The following is a 19,136-nucleotide window of genomic DNA, read 5'->3' on the forward strand; positions in this document are numbered from 1 at the left end:
CCGACCGCCTGCACGTCGAGCGCGCCCTGACCCGATGCACCGCCCTCGCCCGCAGCATTTCCGCCGATCGCATTGCCGAGCAATTGGCCATTGCCGTCGGCCGATCCCTTGCCGCGCGCTTCGCCCTGGCCATTGCCCTGGACGCGGCCCGAGCGGCGATCGACCTTGGCCTCGCCGCGGCCCGAGCCGGTGATGTCGCCCGTCGAACCGAGCGTACCGCCGACCGGACCGCTGGGCCCGCCGAGCGTGCCGCCCAAGCTGCCGCCAAGCCCGCCGGTCAGCCCGCCACCGCCGCCGAGCAGCTGCGCCGAGGCGGGGGCCGACAGCGCCATCGCCGAAGCGGCGAGCGCGAGGGTCGAAAGAATAATACGGTGGGCCATGTCTCTTCTCCTGAACTTGCGGCCCGAAAGGCGGGCCTGGCAGGAGAACGACGATGGTTTCGATTTTCTTCCCGAAAAAATCGACCGGCGCGATTCAGCGCCCGCAATCGCCGCAGATCAGCCCGTGGCCATAGACATCGTCGCGGCCTTTCTTGCCGAGGTCGCGCGCCTCGCCGATCAGCGCGGTCACCGACGCCTCGATCCGGCCGACGGCGGGGGCGGGATAGAAATGCAGCAGCCGCCCCGCGACGAGCGGCGCCGCGAAGGAGGTACCGCGCAGCCGCTCGGTCGACGTCGCGCCCGTCGCCGCGCGCACATCGTCGCCCGGCGCGGCGAAATCGACCGGGGTCTTGCGTCCCGCTTCGGGCAGCACGCGCCCCCTGGCATCGACCCCGGTCACCCCGAGCACCCCCGGATAGGCGGCGGGATAGGAAGGCGGGGCGGCGGGGCCGTCGTTGCCGACCGCCGCGACGACGAGCATGCCGCGCTGCTGCGCGCGCGCTACCGCGGTGCGCAGCAGCGCATTGTCGGGACCGACAAGGCTGATCGTCGTCACCGCGACATCGCCCTCGACCAGCCAGCCGAGCGCCCGCGCGATCGCGCTGGCATTGCCGCCCGCGGGGTCGCTGCCATAGACGTCAGCGGCGCGCAGCCTTTGCCCCGGCGCCGAACCGCGCACCGCGCCGCTGCCGATCAGCAGCGAGGCGACCGCGGTGCCATGGCGGCTCGCCGTCGGGGCGCCCTTTGCAAAGCCGCGCTGCTCGACACGCCCGGCAACCGAGGGATGCGCCGCGACGCCGCCGTCGATCAGGCCGAGCGATGCCTTGCCGTCGCCCGCCGTGCTCGCGAGCGCCGCGCCCGGCAGGACGCCGCCGGACCCCGCCGTCCCGCTCGCAAAATAGAGATGGTCGGCGTCGATTGCCGCATCGGGCAGCAATTTGCCGAGCTGTTTCTGCGCGCGCGCCAGGCTGCGCCCCTTGGGCACCGCGAACCGCACGATCTCGAGATCGAGGCCGTCGATCCGCTCGCGGTCGATCACGACAAAGCCTTCGCCCGCCGCACGCGCGGTCATCGCGGCATCGACGCCGGTCGCGACGAGCACGCCGCGCACCGCCGGTTCGCCGTTGCGGTCGACCTCGATCCGGTCGCCATGGTCGCGCAGCAGCCCGGTGATGCGATCGAGCCGCAACCGCTCCAGCGTCTCGCGCGTCGTCGCCAGCGGGTCGATGTCGAGCTTCGGCAGCGACGGAACGATCCGTCCGGCGTCGGGCAGCGGCACCGCGATCTGCGCCTGTCCGGCGCCGGCGGTCAGCATCAGCGGAAGCAGAAACAGGCCGGCCAGCAATCGCATTCTTCATCCTTGTCGGGGCGGAGACGATTTCTCCGGAATTTTTTTAGCAGGATAGGGAAGAAACGATAGAAGGCGGTCGTTTCTTCCCCGCACGATAAAAAGGCGGATATGCGCTTCGAGGACCAATTGATCGAAATCCTGCCGCGCCTGCGCCGTTTCGCGCGCGGGCTGGCGGGGAGCGCGGCCGACGCCGACGACCTGTGCCAGGCGGCGATCGAGCGCGCGCTGAAGTCGCAGGGCCAATGGCAGCAAGGAACGAGACTGGACAGCTGGATGTACCGCATCACCCGCAACCTGTGGATCGACGAGCGCCGCGCGAGCGGCCGGCGCGGGGTCCATGCCCCGATCGACGACGACGCTGTCCAGATTGCCGGCGATACCGCCGACAGCGTCGAGGCCGGCGCGCTGCGCGGCGACATCGACGGCGCGATGGCGCGCCTGCCCGACGAGCAGCGCGAGGTCGTGATCCTGGTGCTGGTCGAGGGCTATGCCTATCGCGAAGCGGCGGAGATATTGGATGTACCGATCGGCACGATCACCTCGCGCCTCGCGCGCGGGCGCGACACGCTGATGCATATGCTGGGAGAGGCGGCATGAGTTTCGACAAAGCGACCATCGCAGCCTTCGTCGACGGCGAGCTCGACGACCTGACCGCGCGCCGCATCGAACGCGAGGCGCAAACCGATGCCGCGCTCGCCGCCGAGATCGCGCGCCACCGCGCGCTCACCGACCGGCTGCATCGCCATTATGGCCCCGTCGTCGACGAGACTATCCCCGACACGTTTCTGAAGCTGCTCGCAAAGACCGAAACGCCCGCCGCCGACACCAGCCTCGCCGCACGCCGCGAGGCGAAACGCACGCGTTTTGCGCCGGCGCACTGGGGCGCGATCGCCGCATCGCTCATCCTCGGGCTGACGCTCGGCACCCAGCCATGGCGCGCACCCGCCGACGTCGCGACCGAAAGCGGCGTGCTGGTGGCGTCGGGCGCGCTCGCCACCGCGCTCGATACGCAATTGGCGTCGAACCAGCGCGCCGACGCGCCGATCCGCATCGGCCTCACCTTCCGCGACCGGACCGGGCGCGCGTGCCGCAGCTTCGAGAGCGCGGCGCTGGCGGGGATCGGCTGCCGCGCGGCGGACGAATGGATGCTCGAACGCACGATGCCGGGAAGCCGCCAAGGCGATTACCGGCAAGCCGGCTCGGGCGAACTCGCCGCCGCAGCATCGGCGATGATGGCGGGCGACGCCTTCGACGATGTGGCAGAGAGCAAGGCCCGCGCCGCGGGCTGGCGCTGAGCGATCGGGGACACACGCAAGAGAAAGGGCGGGCGCCCCATGTGACACCCGCCCTTCCCTTGCGACCCGGAAGTTTCGCTCCCGGGGAAGCTTGTGGCGCGGCTCAGCCGCCGACCGTCACGCGGCCGCTGCGATAGCCTTTCTTGCGCATTTCCTTGACATAATCCTTGTCGGCATCGGTCACCTCCTGGGTCCATTCGTCCCAGGCATCCCAGCGATCCTCGCGGTCGGTCGCATGGCGCAAGTCGCTGACCAGCTCCTTCTCGGCCTCCATGATGTCGGCTTTGTAATTATACCAATATTGGTTGACGACGCCGGCGATCGGCGCGGTGCGGATTTCGGGGCGCTCGAAACCCGCCGGCATCGAAGCATAGGGCACGGCAGCGACCGCCGCGCTGGCGGGGAGAGCCAGAAGGATTGCGAGGGTGGTCCATTTTTTCATCGTCCATCTCCTGATTGACACGTCCCGTTGCCGGGGGTCGGAGAAGGAACGAGCCAGACCGCGATTTTCTTCCCGGCTCGACGAAGATTCGGAACGGCTCGCGGTGGAATCGCCTCAACCGGGGTGCGCTTCGTCGCCGACCGACGAGCGGAGCAGCCCGCGAAACACCTCCTGCGCGTCGCGTTTGCCCTGCGTCACGTCATAGACATCCTGCGCGATCGGCATCGCGAGGCCGTGCTTTTCGGCGAGCGCGATTACCGTCGGGGCGCTCTTCACCCCCTCGGCGACCATGTTCATGCCCGCGATGATGTCGTCGATCTTGCGGCCCTTGCCGAGTTCGACCCCGACATGGCGGTTGCGCGAGAGCGGGCTGGTGCAGGTTGCGATCAGATCGCCCATGCCGGTGAGGCCCGCGAAGGTTTCGGCGCGCCCGCCCATCGCGACACCGAGCCGGGTGATCTCGGCCAGCCCGCGCGTCATCAGCGCCGAGCGGGTGTTGTCGCCCGCACCGAGCCCGTCGCCCATGCCGACCGCGATCGCGATGATATTCTTGAGCACCCCGCCAAGCTCGCAGCCGAGCAGGTCGGTGTTGGTGTAGACGCGGAACAGCCCCGAGTGGAACACCGGCTGGAGCGCGCGGACGACGATCTCGTCCTCCATCGACAGCACGCTCGCCGCCGCCTGCCCGGTCATGATCTCGCGCGCGAGGTTCGGCCCGGTGAGCACCCCGACGGGGTGGCCGGGCAGCACTTCCTCGATCAGTTCGGTCATGCGCTTGCCCGAGGAGAGTTCGAGGCCCTTGGTCAGGCTGATGACGGGGACCCATGGGCGCAAATGCGCCTTCGCTTCCTCGAGCACGCCGCGAAAGCTGTGCGAGGGGACGCCCATGACGAGGACGTCGGCGCCCGCGACCACCGCGGCCATGTCGTTCGTCGCGCGCAGCGCCGACGGCAGCGTGATGCCGGGGAGATATTTCCTGTTCTCGCGCGCGCCGTTGATGCCCTCGACCGTCTCGGCATCGCGCGCCCACAGGGTGATCGGCGCATTGCGCGACACCACCGCCGCCACCGTCGTGCCCCAGCTTCCCCCGCCGAGCAGCCCCACCTTCAACCGCATGAACCTCTCCCGTGTTTTACCGGAGAGTGGCGGCACAATCAGTGCTTGGCAAGAAAGCCCTTCATCACTTCTGCGGTCGCCTTGGGGTCCTCGATCATCGGGACATGGCCGACATGTTCGAAGATGTGGCTCCGGCTGCCGGCGATGCCGGCTTCGAGCACGGGCACGCAGCTGACGTCGAGCAGCCGGTCGTGGCGGCCCCAGATGATCAGCGTCGGTACTTTGACCTCGCCGAGCCGGTCGTTGAGCGGATGGTCGCGGCCCTCGGTCGCGATGATCCAGAAGATGGCGTCGAGCTGGTCGCGATATTTGAGCGCATCGGCGTAGAAGACGGGCTTGAGCCGCTTGGGCAGATAGGGCGGCTTGTGGACGACCATCGCGACCAGCCGGTCGGCGTCCTCGAGGCTCGCCAGCACCAGCGGATTATAATCCTCGTTCGCGGCCTGTTTCTGGAGATCGCTCTCGTTCGCGCCATTGATTCCGGCGTTGTTGAGCAGGGTGAGGCTGGCGAGCGCGTCGGGATAGTCGAGCGCGTAACGCAGCGCGATCCAGCCGCCCATGCTGTTGCCCGCGACATGCGGACGTTCCAGCCCCAGCGCATCGGCGAATTGCTTGAGCCGCGCGGTCTGCGCCGCGATGTCATAGGCGAGCTCGGGGTTGCGCTCATTCTGCCCGAAGCCCGGCAGGTCGGGCGCAATGACATGATAATCGCGCGTGAGATAGGGCGCGATCATCGACCAATTATCCTTGTCGCCGGCAAAGCCATGGACGAGCAGCAGCAAGGGTTTCGCGGGATCGCCGCCCTCGAGATAGGGCCAGTCGCGGCCCTCGACGGTCACCTGTTTCTGCACCGTGCCGCCGCGCTTGCGCAGCGCCCAGCGCCCGAAAGCGACGAGCCGGCCGGGGAAGAGAAAATAGAGCAAGGCGAGCGAGATCAGCGGCGCGAAGACCAGGACGAGGAGGATTCTCATGCGGGCGTTCCTTGCCCGACACGCGCATCGAACCAGCCGACGAGATCGCCCAGCACCGCAGCCTGTTCGGGCTCGTTATAGATTTCGTGGAACAGGCCGGGGTAGATTTTGAGTGTCTTGTCGGCCGACCCGACATGGTCGAACAGATATTGCGACCCCGCGACCGCGGCGAGGCTGTCCTTTTCGCCATGCTGGAGCAGGATCGGCAGCGTGATCTTCGGCGCCCCCGCCTGCGCGGCAGCCATCGCGTCCATGAATTCCTTGCCGAGCCGCGCGCCGATCTTGCCGGTGTAGACGAGCGGGTCGGCCAAGTAAGCGGCGACCACCGCCGGATCGCGGCTCACCCCATTCGCGTCGAGCGCGAGCACGCCGAGGCGCGGGAAGAAGCGCGAGAGGAACCGGCTGATCCAGACGGTGAAGCGCGAGGGCGGTGCGCCCGGCACGATCGCGGGGCCCGAGAGCGCCGCGGCGACGAACGCCGACTGGCGCTCGATCAGGAACAAGGTCGAGATCAGTCCGCCCATGCTGTGGCCGAGCAGCAGCCGCGGGGTGTCGCCATGATTGACCTCGACCAAGGTCAGCAGCTCGGCCATCCCGTCGGTGAAGGCCGAAAAGCGCGGCACGAAACCCGGCGTGCCGTCCGACCGGCCATGCCCCCAATGGTCGATCGCATAGACGGCATAGCCTGCATCGGTCAGCCGCTTCGCGACATGGCAATAGCGCCCCGCATGTTCGGCATAGCCATGCGCGAGAAGCACGACCGCCTTGGGCCGTCCCTCGGGCAACCAGTGGGTGACGTGCAGCGCGGCGCCCGCACCCGCCGAGCCCTGCGGCAGAACGAGCGCGCCCGTCGCCATAGTCAGCGCACGGCTTTCTTCAACGCGGCGGCGCGGTGGCCGGGGCCGTCGTCGCCGGCCTTGTCGATCTTTGCCAAAATGCCCTCGAGCGCGCGGCTGATCGCGGTCTGCGTCCGCACCATTTCGACCTTGGGCCAGGCGGTGCGCTGGCCGGTGTCGATCAGTTCGTCGATATCCTCCTGCGCCAGGTCGGACAGGATCTTGGTCGGCGACCAGAATTTGGGCGGGCGGATGATGTTGATGTCGCCGGTATATTCCTGGTTGATCACCGAGCGCGCGAGGTTGGCGACGCTGTTGAGCGGCGGGATCAGTTCGAGCGGCTTCTGGAAGATCACCATATTCGCGTTGAGCCACGCCTTGAAGGTCGCCATGGACGCGTGTTGAATGGCCTCGATCGGCGCCATCTGCTTGCGCGTGTCGCTCGCGAAGGGCAGCGCGATCGGGTTCGCCTGGCTGACGATATGATGGTTGACGCCATAGAGGCGTTCGAGCCGCTTGGTCGGAATATCGTGCGTCACCGATCCGTCGACCCAGCGCCGGTCGGGCTGGTACGGCACGCGTTCGCCCTTGTCGTCGCGCGCCATCAGCATCACCGGCGGGAAAACGCCGGGCACCGCGCAGGACGCGAGCACGGCTTCGCGGATCAGCACATTGGGCGCGGTGATCGCGTTGAGCAGGCGGCCGTTCTGGTGCTTCTCCGCAGGTGCGACCGAGACGTTGAGATGGCGGCCGCTGATCTCATAGGCCTCCTGGAAGGTCAGGTCGGGGATCAGGTCGGCGAGCCGGTCGCGCACTTCGTCGGGCGCGAGGCGGCGCGTGTCGGGGCTGCGCGCGGGATTGGCGAGCCGGTCGCTGGCGAGGAAGGCGCCGATGTCGGCATCCTTGCGCGTGCACACCACCGCGGCGACGATCGACCCGCCGCTGGCGCCCGACATGATCGCGGGGAGCACGCCCTCTTCCCACAGCGCCTTCACGACGCCGATGTGGAAGAAGAGGAAGCTGCCCGATCCCGACAGGAGCAGCGCCGAGCGGCCGTAGCAATGCTGGGCGCGGCGGAAGAAGTCGCGCTTTTCCTCGCGCGGGATGCTGCGCGATACCGCGATCTTGTCGAGCGCCGACACGACCTCGGCGATATAATCCTCGATCAGCTTTTTCGTGCCGAAGCGCGCCTTCGAATAGAGGCGTTCGTGTCCCATGCCGTCGATATTGCCGTGGATGCCCTCGTTGAGCACGAAGAGCAGCCCCTTGACGTCGCCCGCCGCCGACAGCGCGCGCAGCCGTTCGAGCCGTGCCCGGATCGCCTTATGATCGAAATGCTTGCTCTCGTCGGCGTCGCGCCATGCCTGCATCCCCGATTTCCGGTCATGCTCGCGCGCGGCTTTCGACCAGGCGGCATAGTCGGGCGCGGTCACGAGATCGCGGTCGGCGCTGAGCGTCGGAGTGAAGAGCATCTAGTCGTCCTGCAAGACATGGTTTATTTTTTCGGAGTCTTGCGGGTTGCGTTGCCTTTGGCAACCGGTTTCCGCGCGGGCTTGGCGGGCGATTTCGTCCCGCTTTTGGCCGCAGGCTTGGCGGCGGCCTTGGGCTTGGGGGCGGGTTTCGGCTTTGCCGTAGCGGCTTTGGGCTTCGGCGCCGGTTTTTCGGGCTTCGGCTCGGCCGCCATCAGGTCGGCGAAACTCTCGTCGATGCAGGTCCGGAAAAAGGCGATGTCGGGCATGATCGCGCGCTCGCCGATGATCGAAAAGGCGATGCGGCCGTTATAGCTGGGGGTCGCGATAAACAGCCCCATATTGTTCGCGAGCGGCGCCATGCCATGCTGCTGCACGAGCTGCGCGCCCGCGAGGTACAGCGGCACCTGCGCGCCGGGCACGTTCGAGATGAAGAGGTTGGTGCCGCGCACCGCGAAACGCTCGCTGGTCAGGATGCGCGCGACCGCCGCCATCGTCGCGCCGGGAATATGCTGCGACAGGTCGGTCATGATCCGCGCGCTGACGCCGGCCTTCGCCTCCTTCGCCTCGACGGTATAGTCGCGCACTGCCGCGAGCCGGTCGAGCGGATCGGCGATGTCGGTGCGGATCGGCACGCTCATCGCCGACACCTGGTTGCCCGGGGTCGAGGCCTTGCCCGCGCCCTTGTCCTTGCCGCGCAGGTTGATCGGCGCGACCGCGACGAGGCTCTCCTTCGGCAGTTCCTTGTGCTTCGCGAGATATTTGCGCAGCGCGCCGCCGACGGTGGTGAGCACGACGTCGTTGACCGTCGCGCCCGGCACCTTCTTGCGGATCTCGGCGACATCCGTGAGCGCGACCGTCGTGGCGTCGAACATCTTGTGCGGGCCGACCGGCGCGTTGAAGCGCGTCTCCGGCACCCCGGCGGTCATCCCGCCCTCGGCCATCGACTTGCGCGCCGAGGCGACGATCGCGGGCGAGACCTTGAGCAGCGCGTTCACGAACTTGACCGGCGACTGCATCGACGCCGACCAGGCGCGGGTCAGCGTCTCGGCGCTCGACGGCGCGCGGCCAAGGTCTTCGGACGGCGGCGGCTCGGCAATCGCCGGCGTGCCGTGGGCATCGATATCGCTCATCGCGATGAAGGCGTGTGCGCCCGAGGCGCCGTCGACCGCGGCATGATGCACGCGGTGGAGCATCGCGAAGCTGCCCTTCGGGATCCCCGGAATCCGGTCGAGCCCCTCGATGATATAAATGTCCCACAGCGGGCGGTTCATATCCATCGGTTTCGAGAAATAGCGCGCGACCGCGATGCAGAACTGCCGCCAGTCGCCGGGTTCGGGCAAGCGCGCATGGCTCATATGCGCCTCGATATCGAAATGCTCGTCCTCGACCCAATAGGGATGGTCCATGTCGAAGGGCAGCCGGTGCAGGCGGCGCTTGAACAGCGGCGAGGTATCGACGCGGCTCTCGACGTGGCGGATGATGTCCTTGAAGCGCACGAAGCCGCCCGGCGCGGTCGAGGGGTCGTAGATATAGACCCCCATGATGTGCGTCAGATTGTTCGCGGTCTGGGTATAGAGGAACTGGGCGTCCTGCGCGCTGAGCTGTTTAAGCATGTCACTCTCCCGGTGGCGGCAATCGGTCCGCGAGCGCCAAGGTGGCAAGGCGCATCGATTCCATGACGTTGGCGAGGCCGCGCAGTTCCATCAGCAACGCGCGGCGCGCGGCAAGGATGTCGGGCGTCGCGGGTTCAGCGAGGCCCATGTGGCGCATCAGCGACAGGCCGTTGGCGAAGAGCAGCTTCCCGATCGCCGCTTCGCTGCTGACGCGGCGCAGCAAATAGGCCTGCTTGCCCTCGGCGAGCGCAGCCGTCTCGAGTGCCTTCTCGTCGACCGCCTCGCCCACCGCCGCGCGCGACAAGATATCGGCGACGACCGAATAGGCCTCGGCAAAGGAGAGCAGCACCGCATGGCCGACGAGCGGCTGGCAGCGGCGGATGAGCTGCGCGACGCCGCGGTCGCCGCTTGCAAGGCGCTTCGCCCAGGTCGGATCGATGCGCGCCAGTTCGGCCTTGATCGCGGCATGATGCTCATCGCGTGGCGGATAGAAGAATTCGAATTTGAACAGGTCGCGGAGGCGATCGACATGCGCCCAGAAGGCCGTCGTCGCATCGCCGCTGTCGGCGTCGCGGAGCTGGAACAGTGCGATCTCGATCATCGCGCGATCGAGGAAATGATGGACGATGATGTTGCGGTAATAGCTCGCCATCGGATGCTTGGCGGGGTCGATCGAATAGACATTCTCGCTGCCCGCCTCGTAGCGGGTGAGGAGGCCACTCTCGACAAGCGTATCGACCGTCGCCGACAGCGCCCGGTCGTCGGCGCTTTCGAGTTCCTTGCTCAGCCGCACGCCGCGCGCCTCTGCCCACTCCTTCACCGCGCCGATCGTCGCGAGCAGTTCGCCGGCCGTGACGCCGCGCGGCGCGGTGCCGAGCAGGATCAGGCACATCACCGACGAGACGGTCAGCGGGGTGACGCGATTGGCCTCGACCGCGACCGAAAAGGCAATCTTTTCGAGCGCGCGCTTGTCCTCGGGACCCGGGGCATCGTCGATCACCACCGGTTTGCCGATGTCGAGCCGGATGCGCCCCGAGGGCTTTTTGAGGTTGCGCATATAGCCGACGAACCAGCCGAGGCTTTCGGCCTTTTTCACGCGGCCGGTCTGTTCGGCGGCATATTCCTCGACATCGAGGATCAGGTCGAAGCTGGTGACGAAGGGCACGAAATGCACCCCCTTGGTCCCCGTCGCATGCGCGGCGTCGAGGACATATTTCATCAGGCCATATTTCGGCGGCATCAGCTTGCCGAGCCGCGAGCGCGTACCCTCGAACGCCCAGCTCAAGGGGAAGCGCTTCGCGAGCAGCCAGGCGATATAGTGACGCAGCACGAGCTTGTAGACCGGCTGGTCCTGGAAGCTGCGGCGCACGAAGATCATGCCCGATCGGCGGTAGAATTCGCCCATCACCGCAATGTCGAGGTTCGCGCCCCCGAACAGGTGCAGCATCGGCAGGTCATTTTCATAGGCGAGCCGGCTGGGGGTGGCGCCGTCGATATAGGTCTTGTGCGTGAAGAGGATCGCGGTGGGATGCTCGCGCAGGATCGAACGCAGCCGCGCGAGTTCGGCGGCGTCGATCTCCATCTCGGGCGCATAGCCGCCGAACATCATCCGGTCGACGCGCGCGCGCAGGTCGAGGAACAGGGCGGAGGGCCGCGCGATGACCTCCTTCATCAGCGGCCGTGCCTCGCGGTAGAGATCGCCGACCGGACGGCCGAGCGTCGCGGCGAGGTCGGCGAGCGCGGCGCGGAATTTGGGATTGGTGCGCAGGCTGTCGGCGACGAAGCGCGGCACCTTGTAGCGCGTGCCGCGCACCCCGCGTTCGGCGACGTCGAGCGCGAGCGCCGCCTGCCGCGCGACGAAGCCGGCGAATTCGGGGCTGTCGGTTCCTTCGCCGTCGCCGCCGCCGGTCTGCGCGCAATAGCGTGTCCGCAGCGTATCGAGCGAGGCCGCCTCGCCCACCAATATCTGCGCGCGGCGCCGGTCGCGAAGCAGGATCAGGCGCGACCGGATCGGGCCGGGATGGCGCGGGTCGCCGAAGATCAGGTGGCGGAATTTGAGCGCGCGGTCGCGGTCAAACCCCGGTATGCGCCACGCGACGCGCAGCGGCACGACCTGCCGCGACGCCGCTCCGCCGAGCCGCGCGCGCAGCATGTCGACGGGAAGCGCATGGTCGCCGTCCTCGATGTCGAGACTGGTCCAGGCGGGCTCGGCGTCGCCCGCGGTCGCGTGGATCCAGTCGAGCAGCAGCTTGCGTTCGACGCCGTTCCGCGCGTCGATGATATAGAGCCGCTCGGCCGCGTCCTCCGCCAAGATTTGGGTGCGGGGCGTACCGTCGGCCATAGTCTAGACCACCGTCATTGCGAGGAGCGAAGCGACGCGGCAATCCAGTGTGGCGTATCCCGCCCTGGATTGCTTCGCTTCGCTCGCAATGACGAGGTGAAACATCGGCTAGGCCTTCTTTTCCTTTCGGGGAGGCGGCTTCTTGGCAGGCGACTTCTTTCTGGCGGCGGGCTCCGCCGCGGCCTTTTTCGGTGCCTTCTTGGCCGGTGCCTCGGGCGGCGGCTCGGTCGCGACCGATTCCGCGACGCTCTCCTCGGGCTGGCCCAGCGTGCGCAGGAACATGTTCCGCACATCGCGCACATGCGTGTTGATCGTCCGCGGCGTCCAGTCCGAGGTGTCGACCGGCGGCAGCACGGTGACGCGCACCGTCGCGGGTCGCATCACGAACTCGTTCTTCGGCGCGACGTCGGTGGCGTTGTGGATCACGATCGGGACGATCGGTACGCCGGCCTGCATCGCGAGGTGGAAGGCGCCCTTCTTGAAGGGTTCGAGCTTGGGGGTCAGACTGCGCGTTCCCTCGGGCGAGATGCAGATCGACTTGCCCTCTTGCCTGATCGCGTCGACCAGCGGCTCCATCGCCTTGATCGCGCTCTTGCCGTCGGCGCGGTCGACGAAGACGGTTCCGCCCCATTCCATCAGCTTGCCGAGGATGGGGATGTCCTTGATCTCCTTCTTGCCCACCCCGCCCATGTCGCGGCGGATGAGCTTGGCGAGGATCATCACATCGGCCTTGCTCTGGTGGTTGAAGATGAAGACGCAGGGGCGCGACGACCAGAGATGCTTTTCGTCCTCGACCTCCAATTCGACCCCGGTGATCGCGGTCGCGAAATCGCCGAACAGCCCGATCGAGAAATTCGCCGCCTCACGCTGCGAACGCGTCAGCGCCCAGATCGGCAGCCCCGCGGCGAAGGCGCCGACGAGCGAGCCGGTGGCGTAGATGGTGCGCGTATAGTCGACCCACGACGGCGTGCCGCGGCTCGCGAAGCGCTGCACCGGCCAGTTGCGCTCGTCGGCGATGCCCTTGAGCTTCATATTGGGGTTGAGCGGGCGCGGCTTGCCGACGCGTTCGAGCAGTTCGATATCGTCGTCGCTGTCCGAATAGAAAAAGCTCTGGTCGAGATCGAGGCCATATTCGGCGGCGAGTTCTTCGGCGGCGAGCACCTTGCCCTCGCCGAAGCAAAGCGGGCGGATGATGTCGCCGGTGAACACCCCATCCTCGATCTCATAGGCCGAGCATTTGATGTCGCTGATGCCGAGGTCGCGCGCGGTGGGTTCGATCTGGTAGATCGTCGCCGACGAGATGATCGCGACGCGGTGGCCCTTCGCCTGATGCGCCTCGATGATCGCACGAGTCTCGGGATAAATCTTGCGCGCGATATGCTTCTTGTAGAGTTCTTCGCCGAACTCGGTGAAGCTCTCTTCCTCGACGCCCTTCATGAATTTCGCGGCCGCCGACATCAGCCCCGAAAAGCCGAGCTGGCCGAGGCTGTGCTGCGCGACGACCTGCGCGGTTTCGGCGATTTCCTCGACCGACATTTCGCGGCGCTGGAATTTCTCGCGCAGCATCGCGGTCGCCGAATAGCCCGAGATGATCGTGCCGTCGAAATCGAACAGCGCGGCGATATGCGATCCGGGTTCGGACGCGAGAACTTCTTCCAGATGCGGCTGCGGTCTCGGCACGCCTGTCTCCCCACCAACGGCTATATTGCCGCTTATCCCTGCACGATGACAGGTAAGATGGGGTTAATCAATGCGTCCAATTCGTCAGCCCGCGAGCGCTGCGGCTTCGCGTGCCAGCGCCTCGATCCGGGCCGGATCGAGCGGGCCCGACGGGACGACCCAGCTGCCGCCGACGCAGCGCACGGCTCCGAGCGCGAGCCAGTCGGGCGCACTCTCTAGCGTGATGCCGCCGGTCGGACAGAAGCGCGCCTGGCCGAAAGGCCCGGCGAGCGCCTTGAGCGCCGGGATGCCGCCGCTGGTCATCGCGGGAAAGAATTTGAAGCGGTCGAGCCCGAGGTCCATGCCGCGCATGATGTCGCCGGCATTGGCGGTGCCGGGCAGGAAGGGAATGCCGCTTGCCACCGCCGCCTTGCCGAGATTGTCGGTCAGGCCCGGCGAAACGATGAATTCGGCGCCGGCGTGAATCGCGCTGTTCAACATCGCGGGGTTGAGCACGGTGCCCGCGCCGACCACGGCGCCCTTGACCGATTTCATCGCGGTGAGCGCATCGAGCGCGGCGGGGGTGCGCAGGGTAACCTCGAGCACCGGCAGTCCGCCCGCGACGAGCGCTTCGGCCATCGGCACCGCATCCTCGACCCGGTCGATCACGATCACGGGAATGACGGGCGCGAGCGCCATGATCTGGTCGATGGATTGGCTCACAAAATACACTCCATGGCGGCAAGGACCGCCGACCCGCCCTTTTCGGCTTCGTCGGCGTGAAATCGGAACAGGGCGAATAATTCGCGCCCGACACCCACTGCGGGCGGCGGCGGCGCGGCGGGGCTGCGGGCAGCCCAGATCGCGGGATCGACCAGCGCCAGCACCTCGCCCTTGCGCGCACAGACGCGCACGACGTCGCCGTCGGCGAGGAAGGCGAGCGGGCCGCTGACGCCGTCGGGACCCGGCAGCGCCTCGGGCGACAGATGGATCACCGCCGGCACCTTGCCGCTCGCGCCCGACATCCGCCCGTCGGTGAGCAAGGCGACGCGAAAACCGCGGTCCTGCAGCACGCCGAGCGCGGGGGTCAGCTTGTGCAATTCGGGCATGCCGTTGGCGCGCGGGCCCTGGAAGCGGACGACAACGACCACGTCGCGGTCGAGTTCGCCCGCCTTGAACGCCGACAGCACGGCATCCTGCGTGTCGAAGATCCGGCACGGCGCCTCGATCGTCCAGCGATCCTCGGCAACCGCGCTGGTCTTGATGATCGCGCGGCCGAGATTGCCCGCGAGCAGCCGCATGCCGCCGTCGGGCGAGAAGGGGGTGGCGACGGGGCGCAGCATCGTGTCGTCGCGGCTTTCCGCCGGTGCGGCCTGCCAGTGCAAGGCGTCGTCCGCGAGCATGGGCTCGGCCGAATAATCAGCCATCGTCCCGCCGACGGTCAGCACATCGCCGTGGAGCAGCCCGGCATCGAGCAATTCGCGCACGACATAACCGATCCCGCCCGCGGCGTGGAAATTGTTCACATCGCCGGCGCCGTTCGGATAGACGCGCGCGAGCAGCGGCACCGCGTGGCTCAGCTCGTCGAAATCCTGCCAGTCGATGACGATCCCCGCCGCGCGCGCGATCGCGGGCAGGTGGATCGCATGGTTGGTCGAACCGCCGGTTGCGAGCAACCCGATCGCGGCGTTGACGATCGCCTTTTCGTCGACGCAGCGCGCGAGCGGGCGGTAATCGTCGCCGTCCCAGCCGATCTCAGCGATGCGGTGTGTCGCGGCGCGCGTCAGTTCCTGGCGCAGCTTCGTGCCGGGATTGGTGAAGGCGCTGCCGGGGATATGCAGCCCCATCAGCTCCATCATCATCTGGTTCGAGTTCGCGGTGCCGTAGAAGGTACAGGTGCCCGCGCCATGATAGGAGGCCGCCTCGGCCTCGAGCAGTTCGTCGCGGCTCGCCTTGCCCTCGGCATAGAGCTGGCGGACGCGCTGCTTTTCCTTGTTCGCGAGGCCCGAGGGCATCGGCCCGGCGGGGATCAATATCTGCGGCAGGTGCCCGAAGCGCAGCGCGCCGATCAGCAGGCCGGGGACGATCTTGTCGCAGATGCCGAGGAGCAGCGCGCCCTCGAACATTGCGTGGCTCAAGGCGATCACCGTACCTTGCGCGATATTGTCGCGGCTGAACAGCGACAGGTCCATGCCCGCCTGCCCCTGCGTCACGCCGTCGCACATGGCCGGGACGCCGCCCGCGACCTGCGCGGTGACGCCGACCTCGCGCGCGAATAATTTGATCTGCTCGGGGTAGCGGCCGTAGGGCTGATGCGCCGAGAGCATGTCGTTGTAGCTGGTGACGATGCCGATGTTCATCGCCGCGCCGGTGCGAATGACGCCCTTGTCGTCGCCCGCCGCGGCAAAGCCGTGCGCGAGATTGCCGCATGACAGATTGCCGCGGTTGGTGCCGGCCTCGCGCTGCCGCTCCATCAGGTCGAGGTATGCGGCGCGGCGCGGCCGGCTGCGCTCGATGATGCGGTCGGTGACGGCGACGATCGTGGGGTGGAGGTCAGTCATCAGAAAATCCAATCCCCTCTCCCCTTGCGGGAGAGGGATGCGCAGACTTGGCAGCCTGCTGCCTAGTCGAAGCTGGGTGAGGGGTTGCGGTCGCTCGGCGACCGCGCGAGCCTGTGGCTCGCAGCCCCCTCATCCAAGTGCGCCTAGCGCCTCCGGCGCAAGGCTTCGTATCCTTCTCCCGCAAGGGGAGAAGGAAAGAAAAACGCTCAGTCATGCCAGCTTGCCCCGTCGCGTTCGATCAGCGCGATCGCCGAACTCGGGCCCCAGCTTCCGGCGGTGTAGCTTTGCGGCGCGAGGTCGACCGCGGCCCAGGCGTCGCGGATCGAATCGATCCATTGCCATTGCGCCTCGACCTCGTCGCGGCGCACGAACAGCGTCTGGTCGCCCTCGATGAAGTCGAGCAGCAGCCGCTCGTACGCGATCCGCCGCCGCTCGCCCGCGAAGCTGTGCGAGAGCGAGACGTCCATCGTCACCTCTTTCAGCTTCACGCCGTCGCGGTCGAGGCCGGGCTGCTTCGCCATCACCTTGACCCGGATATTTTCCTCGGGCTGGAGGTTGATGATCATGCTGTTGGCGTCGAGCTTGGGCGCGCCGACGCGCGCGAAGATATTGTGCGGCACCGGCTTGAACTGGATCAGCACCTCCGACTTGCGCTCGGGCATGCGCTTGCCGGTGCGGAGATAGAAGGGCACGCCCTTCCAGCGCCAATTGTCGATGAAGGCCTTGATCGCGACGAAGGTCTCGGTGTTCGACGGCCGGCCGAGCTCGTCGGCATAGCCCGCCACCGCCGCGCCGCCGACCGCGCCGCTGCTGTACTGGCCCTTCACGCTGTGCAGCTTCGCATCCTCGGGCTTCATCTTGCGCAGGCTGCGGAGCAATTTGACCTTTTCGTCGCGCACCGCGGTCGAGGTGACGCTGGCGGGCGGCTCCATCGCGATGATCGCGAGCAGCTGGAGCATATGGTTCTGCACCATGTCCTTCAATGCGCCGACGCCGTCATAATAGGAGACGCGGCCTTCGAGGCCGACGGTCTCGGCGACGGTGATCTGGACATGGTCGATCGCCTGCGCGTTCCACAGCGGCTCGAACAACATGTTCGCGAAGCGCAGCGCGAGCAAATTCTGGACGGTTTCCTTGCCCAGATAATGGTCGATGCGGAACACATGGTCTTCGGCAAAGGCGTCGCCGACTTCGGCATTGACCGCGTGCGACGAGGCGAGGTCGTGGCCGATCGGCTTTTCCATCGCGATGCGGCATTCGGTGCAGGCGATGCCCGCGCCTTTCAGCCCCTGTGCGATCGGCCCGAACATCGACGGCGGGGTCGAAAGATAGGCGCCGATCGGGCGGCCGAGCCGGTCGCCGAGCTGTGCGGCGAGGTCGCCGTAGCCGGTACCCGCGCCCGCATCGACGGAGCAATAATCGATGCGATCGAGGAAGGCGGTCACCGCGGCGGCGTCGAGCCGGTCGACGGGCAGATGTTCGGTGAGCGCGGTGCGCACCATGTCGTGGCAACCCGCGCGGTCCATCTTCGACCGGCCCGACGCGACGATCGACAGCTCGTCGGCAAGCAGCCCGTCGAGGTGGAGATTGTAGAGCGAGGGAAAGAGCATGCGCTGCGCCAGGTCGCCCGTTGCCCCGAACAGGATCAATGTCTCGACTTTGACGCTCACGATCGTCCCCTTGGATATCCGCCGTCAGAAATGGCGGAGGGGCGGCGCGAATGCAACGCGCATACGTAGGCCGCATACGATGTCGCCCCTTGGCAAATCCGACAACGCTGCCATAGGGATCGGCGATGTCCGACAGCCCCCTCCCCTATGATGTCATCGTGATCGGCGGCGGCGTGAACGGCGCCGGGGTCGCGCGCGATGCCGCGGGGCGCGGCGCGCGCGTGCTGCTGCTCGAAGCGGGCGACCTGGCGCAGGGGACCAGCTCGGCATCGACCAAGCTGATCCACGGCGGGCTGCGCTACCTCGAACATTATGAATTCGGCCTCGTGCGCGAGGCGCTCAAGGAGCGCGAGATCCTGTGGGGCATCGCGCCGCATATCATCTGGCCGCTGCGCTTCGTGCTGCCGCACCGCCCCGGGCTGCGCCCGCGTTGGCTGCTGCGGCTCGGGCTGTTCCTTTACGACCATATCGGCGGGCGCAAGAAGCTGCCCGCGACGCGCTCGATCGACCTGCGCCATCATGCCGCGGGCGGGCCGCTGCAGGGCCAATATGTCCACGCCTTCGAATATTCGGACGGCTGGGTCGACGATGCGCGGCTCGTCGCGCTCAACGCGCGCGATGCCGCCGACCATGGTGCCGAGGTCCGCACCCGGACCCGCGCCGAGGCCCTGCGCTGCGAGGACGGGCTATGGGTGGTCGAGACGCGCGGCGAAGACGGCCAGACCGAGCGCTTCACCGGCCGCAGCGTCGTCAACGCCGCGGGGCCGGCGGTGCTCGACCTGCTGAAGCGTGCCGATGCCGAACCCGACCATAAAATGCGGCTGGTGCGCGGTTCGCATATCGTCGTGCGCAGGAAGTTCGCGCACGAATATGCGTATTTCTTCCAGCTTCCCGACGGGCGCATCTTCTTCGCCATTCCCTATGAGCGCGACTTCACGCTGATCGGCACCACCGACCTCGACCATGACGGCCCGCTCGGCGACGTGAAGGCGAGCGACGAAGAAATCGCCTATCTGTGCGAAGGCGCGAGCCTCTATTTCCGCGAGCCCGTCACCCCCGCCGATGTCGTGTGGACCTATTCGGGGGTGCGCCCGCTGCTCGAGGACGGATCGGGGCGCCCCGAAGCCGCGACGCGCGGTTATCGCATCGACCTCGACCGCGACGCGGGCGCGCCCTTGCTCACCATCTATGGCGGCAAGATCACCAGCTATCGTCATGTCGCCGAGGCAGCGGTCGACACGCTGGCGCCGCATATCGACGCCCTGTCGGGCAAGCCCTGGACGGGGAGCAAGCCGCTGCCCGGCGGCGATTTCCCGACCGACGGCGCCGCCGCGCTCAAGGCCGCGATCAAGCTCGCGCACCCCTTCCTGCCCGCGCCGACGGTCGACCGCATCGTCAAGGCCTATGGCACCGAAGCCCGCCGCAGCGT

General features: G+C 67.4%; 15 protein-coding genes and 1 pseudogene. 3 read left to right on the forward strand and 13 right to left on the reverse strand.

All coding sequences use genetic code 11. The features are described from left to right. Both B1A78_RS13115 and B1A78_RS13120 read right to left on the reverse strand, forming a co-directional pair. Positions 1-380: pseudogene (locus B1A78_RS13115) on the reverse strand (hypothetical protein); the annotation flags it as partial. Between the two features lie 94 nt (positions 381-474). Beyond that, entirely contained in the window at positions 475-1,731 is a 1,257-nt protein-coding gene (locus B1A78_RS13120) for a S8 family serine peptidase (RefSeq protein ID WP_077147408.1), read from the reverse strand. Positions 1,732-1,839: 108 nt separating this feature from the next. Here B1A78_RS13120 and B1A78_RS13125 point away from each other — a divergent pair, with 108 nt between their 5' ends. Both B1A78_RS13125 and B1A78_RS13130 read left to right on the forward strand, forming a co-directional pair. Next, positions 1,840-2,328 carry an RNA polymerase sigma factor gene (locus B1A78_RS13125; protein ID WP_077147409.1) on the forward strand — a complete coding sequence of 163 codons (489 nt, stop codon included), beginning with the start codon at positions 1,840-1,842 and terminating at the stop codon, positions 2,326-2,328. Continuing rightward, the gene (locus B1A78_RS13130; RefSeq protein WP_077147410.1) at positions 2,325-3,026 is read left to right on the forward strand and encodes an anti-sigma factor; all 702 of its coding nucleotides are present in this window, start codon (positions 2,325-2,327) and stop codon (positions 3,024-3,026) included. The genes B1A78_RS13125 and B1A78_RS13130 overlap by 4 nt, the downstream gene beginning before the upstream one ends. Before the next feature lie 103 nt (positions 3,027-3,129). On the opposite strand, the gene B1A78_RS13135 is transcribed toward B1A78_RS13130, so the two are convergent. The 11 genes from B1A78_RS13135 to zwf form a co-directional block, all read right to left on the reverse strand. Continuing rightward, the gene (locus tag B1A78_RS13135; RefSeq protein ID WP_077147411.1) at positions 3,130-3,468 is read right to left on the reverse strand and encodes a hypothetical protein; all 339 of its coding nucleotides are present in this window, start codon (positions 3,466-3,468) and stop codon (positions 3,130-3,132) included. 114 nt (positions 3,469-3,582) lie between these two features. After that, on the reverse strand, positions 3,583-4,584 hold the full coding sequence (locus B1A78_RS13140; protein ID WP_077147412.1) for an NAD(P)H-dependent glycerol-3-phosphate dehydrogenase: 1,002 nt from the start codon (positions 4,582-4,584) through the stop codon (positions 3,583-3,585). 38 nt (positions 4,585-4,622) lie between these two features. Beyond that, positions 4,623-5,555: an alpha/beta fold hydrolase gene (locus tag B1A78_RS13145; protein WP_077147413.1), complete on the reverse strand. Its 933-nt coding sequence runs from the start codon at positions 5,553-5,555 to the stop codon at positions 4,623-4,625. Beyond that, the gene (locus B1A78_RS13150) at positions 5,552-6,412 is read right to left on the reverse strand and encodes an alpha/beta hydrolase (protein WP_077147414.1); all 861 of its coding nucleotides are present in this window, start codon (positions 6,410-6,412) and stop codon (positions 5,552-5,554) included. Before B1A78_RS13150 ends, B1A78_RS13145 begins: the two co-directional genes overlap by 4 nt. A 2-nt stretch (positions 6,413-6,414) precedes the next feature. Continuing rightward, complete coding sequence (locus tag B1A78_RS13155; protein WP_077147415.1) at positions 6,415-7,863, reverse strand: DUF3336 domain-containing protein; 1,449 nt, start codon at positions 7,861-7,863, stop codon at positions 6,415-6,417. 23 nt (positions 7,864-7,886) lie between these two features. Next, positions 7,887-9,476 (reverse strand): wax ester/triacylglycerol synthase family O-acyltransferase, encoded by a 1,590-nt coding sequence (locus B1A78_RS13160; protein WP_077147416.1) that lies wholly within the window; start codon positions 9,474-9,476, stop codon positions 7,887-7,889. 1 nt (position 9,477) lies between these two features. Further along, positions 9,478-11,787: a glycerol-3-phosphate 1-O-acyltransferase gene (locus B1A78_RS13165; RefSeq protein WP_256838236.1), complete on the reverse strand. Its 2,310-nt coding sequence runs from the start codon at positions 11,785-11,787 to the stop codon at positions 9,478-9,480. Between the two features lie 138 nt (positions 11,788-11,925). Beyond that, on the reverse strand, positions 11,926-13,497 hold the full coding sequence (locus B1A78_RS13170; protein WP_077147418.1) for an HAD-IB family hydrolase: 1,572 nt from the start codon (positions 13,495-13,497) through the stop codon (positions 11,926-11,928). Between the two features lie 84 nt (positions 13,498-13,581). Then, the gene (gene eda / locus B1A78_RS13175; RefSeq protein ID WP_077147419.1) at positions 13,582-14,199 is read right to left on the reverse strand and encodes a bifunctional 4-hydroxy-2-oxoglutarate aldolase/2-dehydro-3-deoxy-phosphogluconate aldolase; all 618 of its coding nucleotides are present in this window, start codon (positions 14,197-14,199) and stop codon (positions 13,582-13,584) included. Then, entirely contained in the window at positions 14,196-16,037 is a 1,842-nt protein-coding gene (gene edd, locus B1A78_RS13180; RefSeq protein WP_077147420.1) for a phosphogluconate dehydratase, read from the reverse strand. The genes eda and edd overlap by 4 nt, the downstream gene beginning before the upstream one ends. Before the next feature lie 206 nt (positions 16,038-16,243). Next, a complete protein-coding gene (gene zwf, locus B1A78_RS13185) occupies positions 16,244-17,647 on the reverse strand; it encodes a glucose-6-phosphate dehydrogenase (RefSeq protein WP_256838239.1) in 1,404 nt (467 codons plus the stop codon). Between the two features lie 185 nt (positions 17,648-17,832). Between zwf and B1A78_RS13190 the strand changes: the two genes are divergently transcribed. Further along, the coding region (locus tag B1A78_RS13190) for a glycerol-3-phosphate dehydrogenase (protein ID WP_077147422.1) at positions 17,833-19,136 on the forward strand (1,304 nt) is incomplete at its 3' end.

Origin of the sequence: Sphingopyxis sp. KK2, assembly GCF_001990265.1 — a bacterium.
Taxonomy (GTDB): Bacteria; Pseudomonadota; Alphaproteobacteria; order Sphingomonadales; family Sphingomonadaceae; genus Sphingopyxis.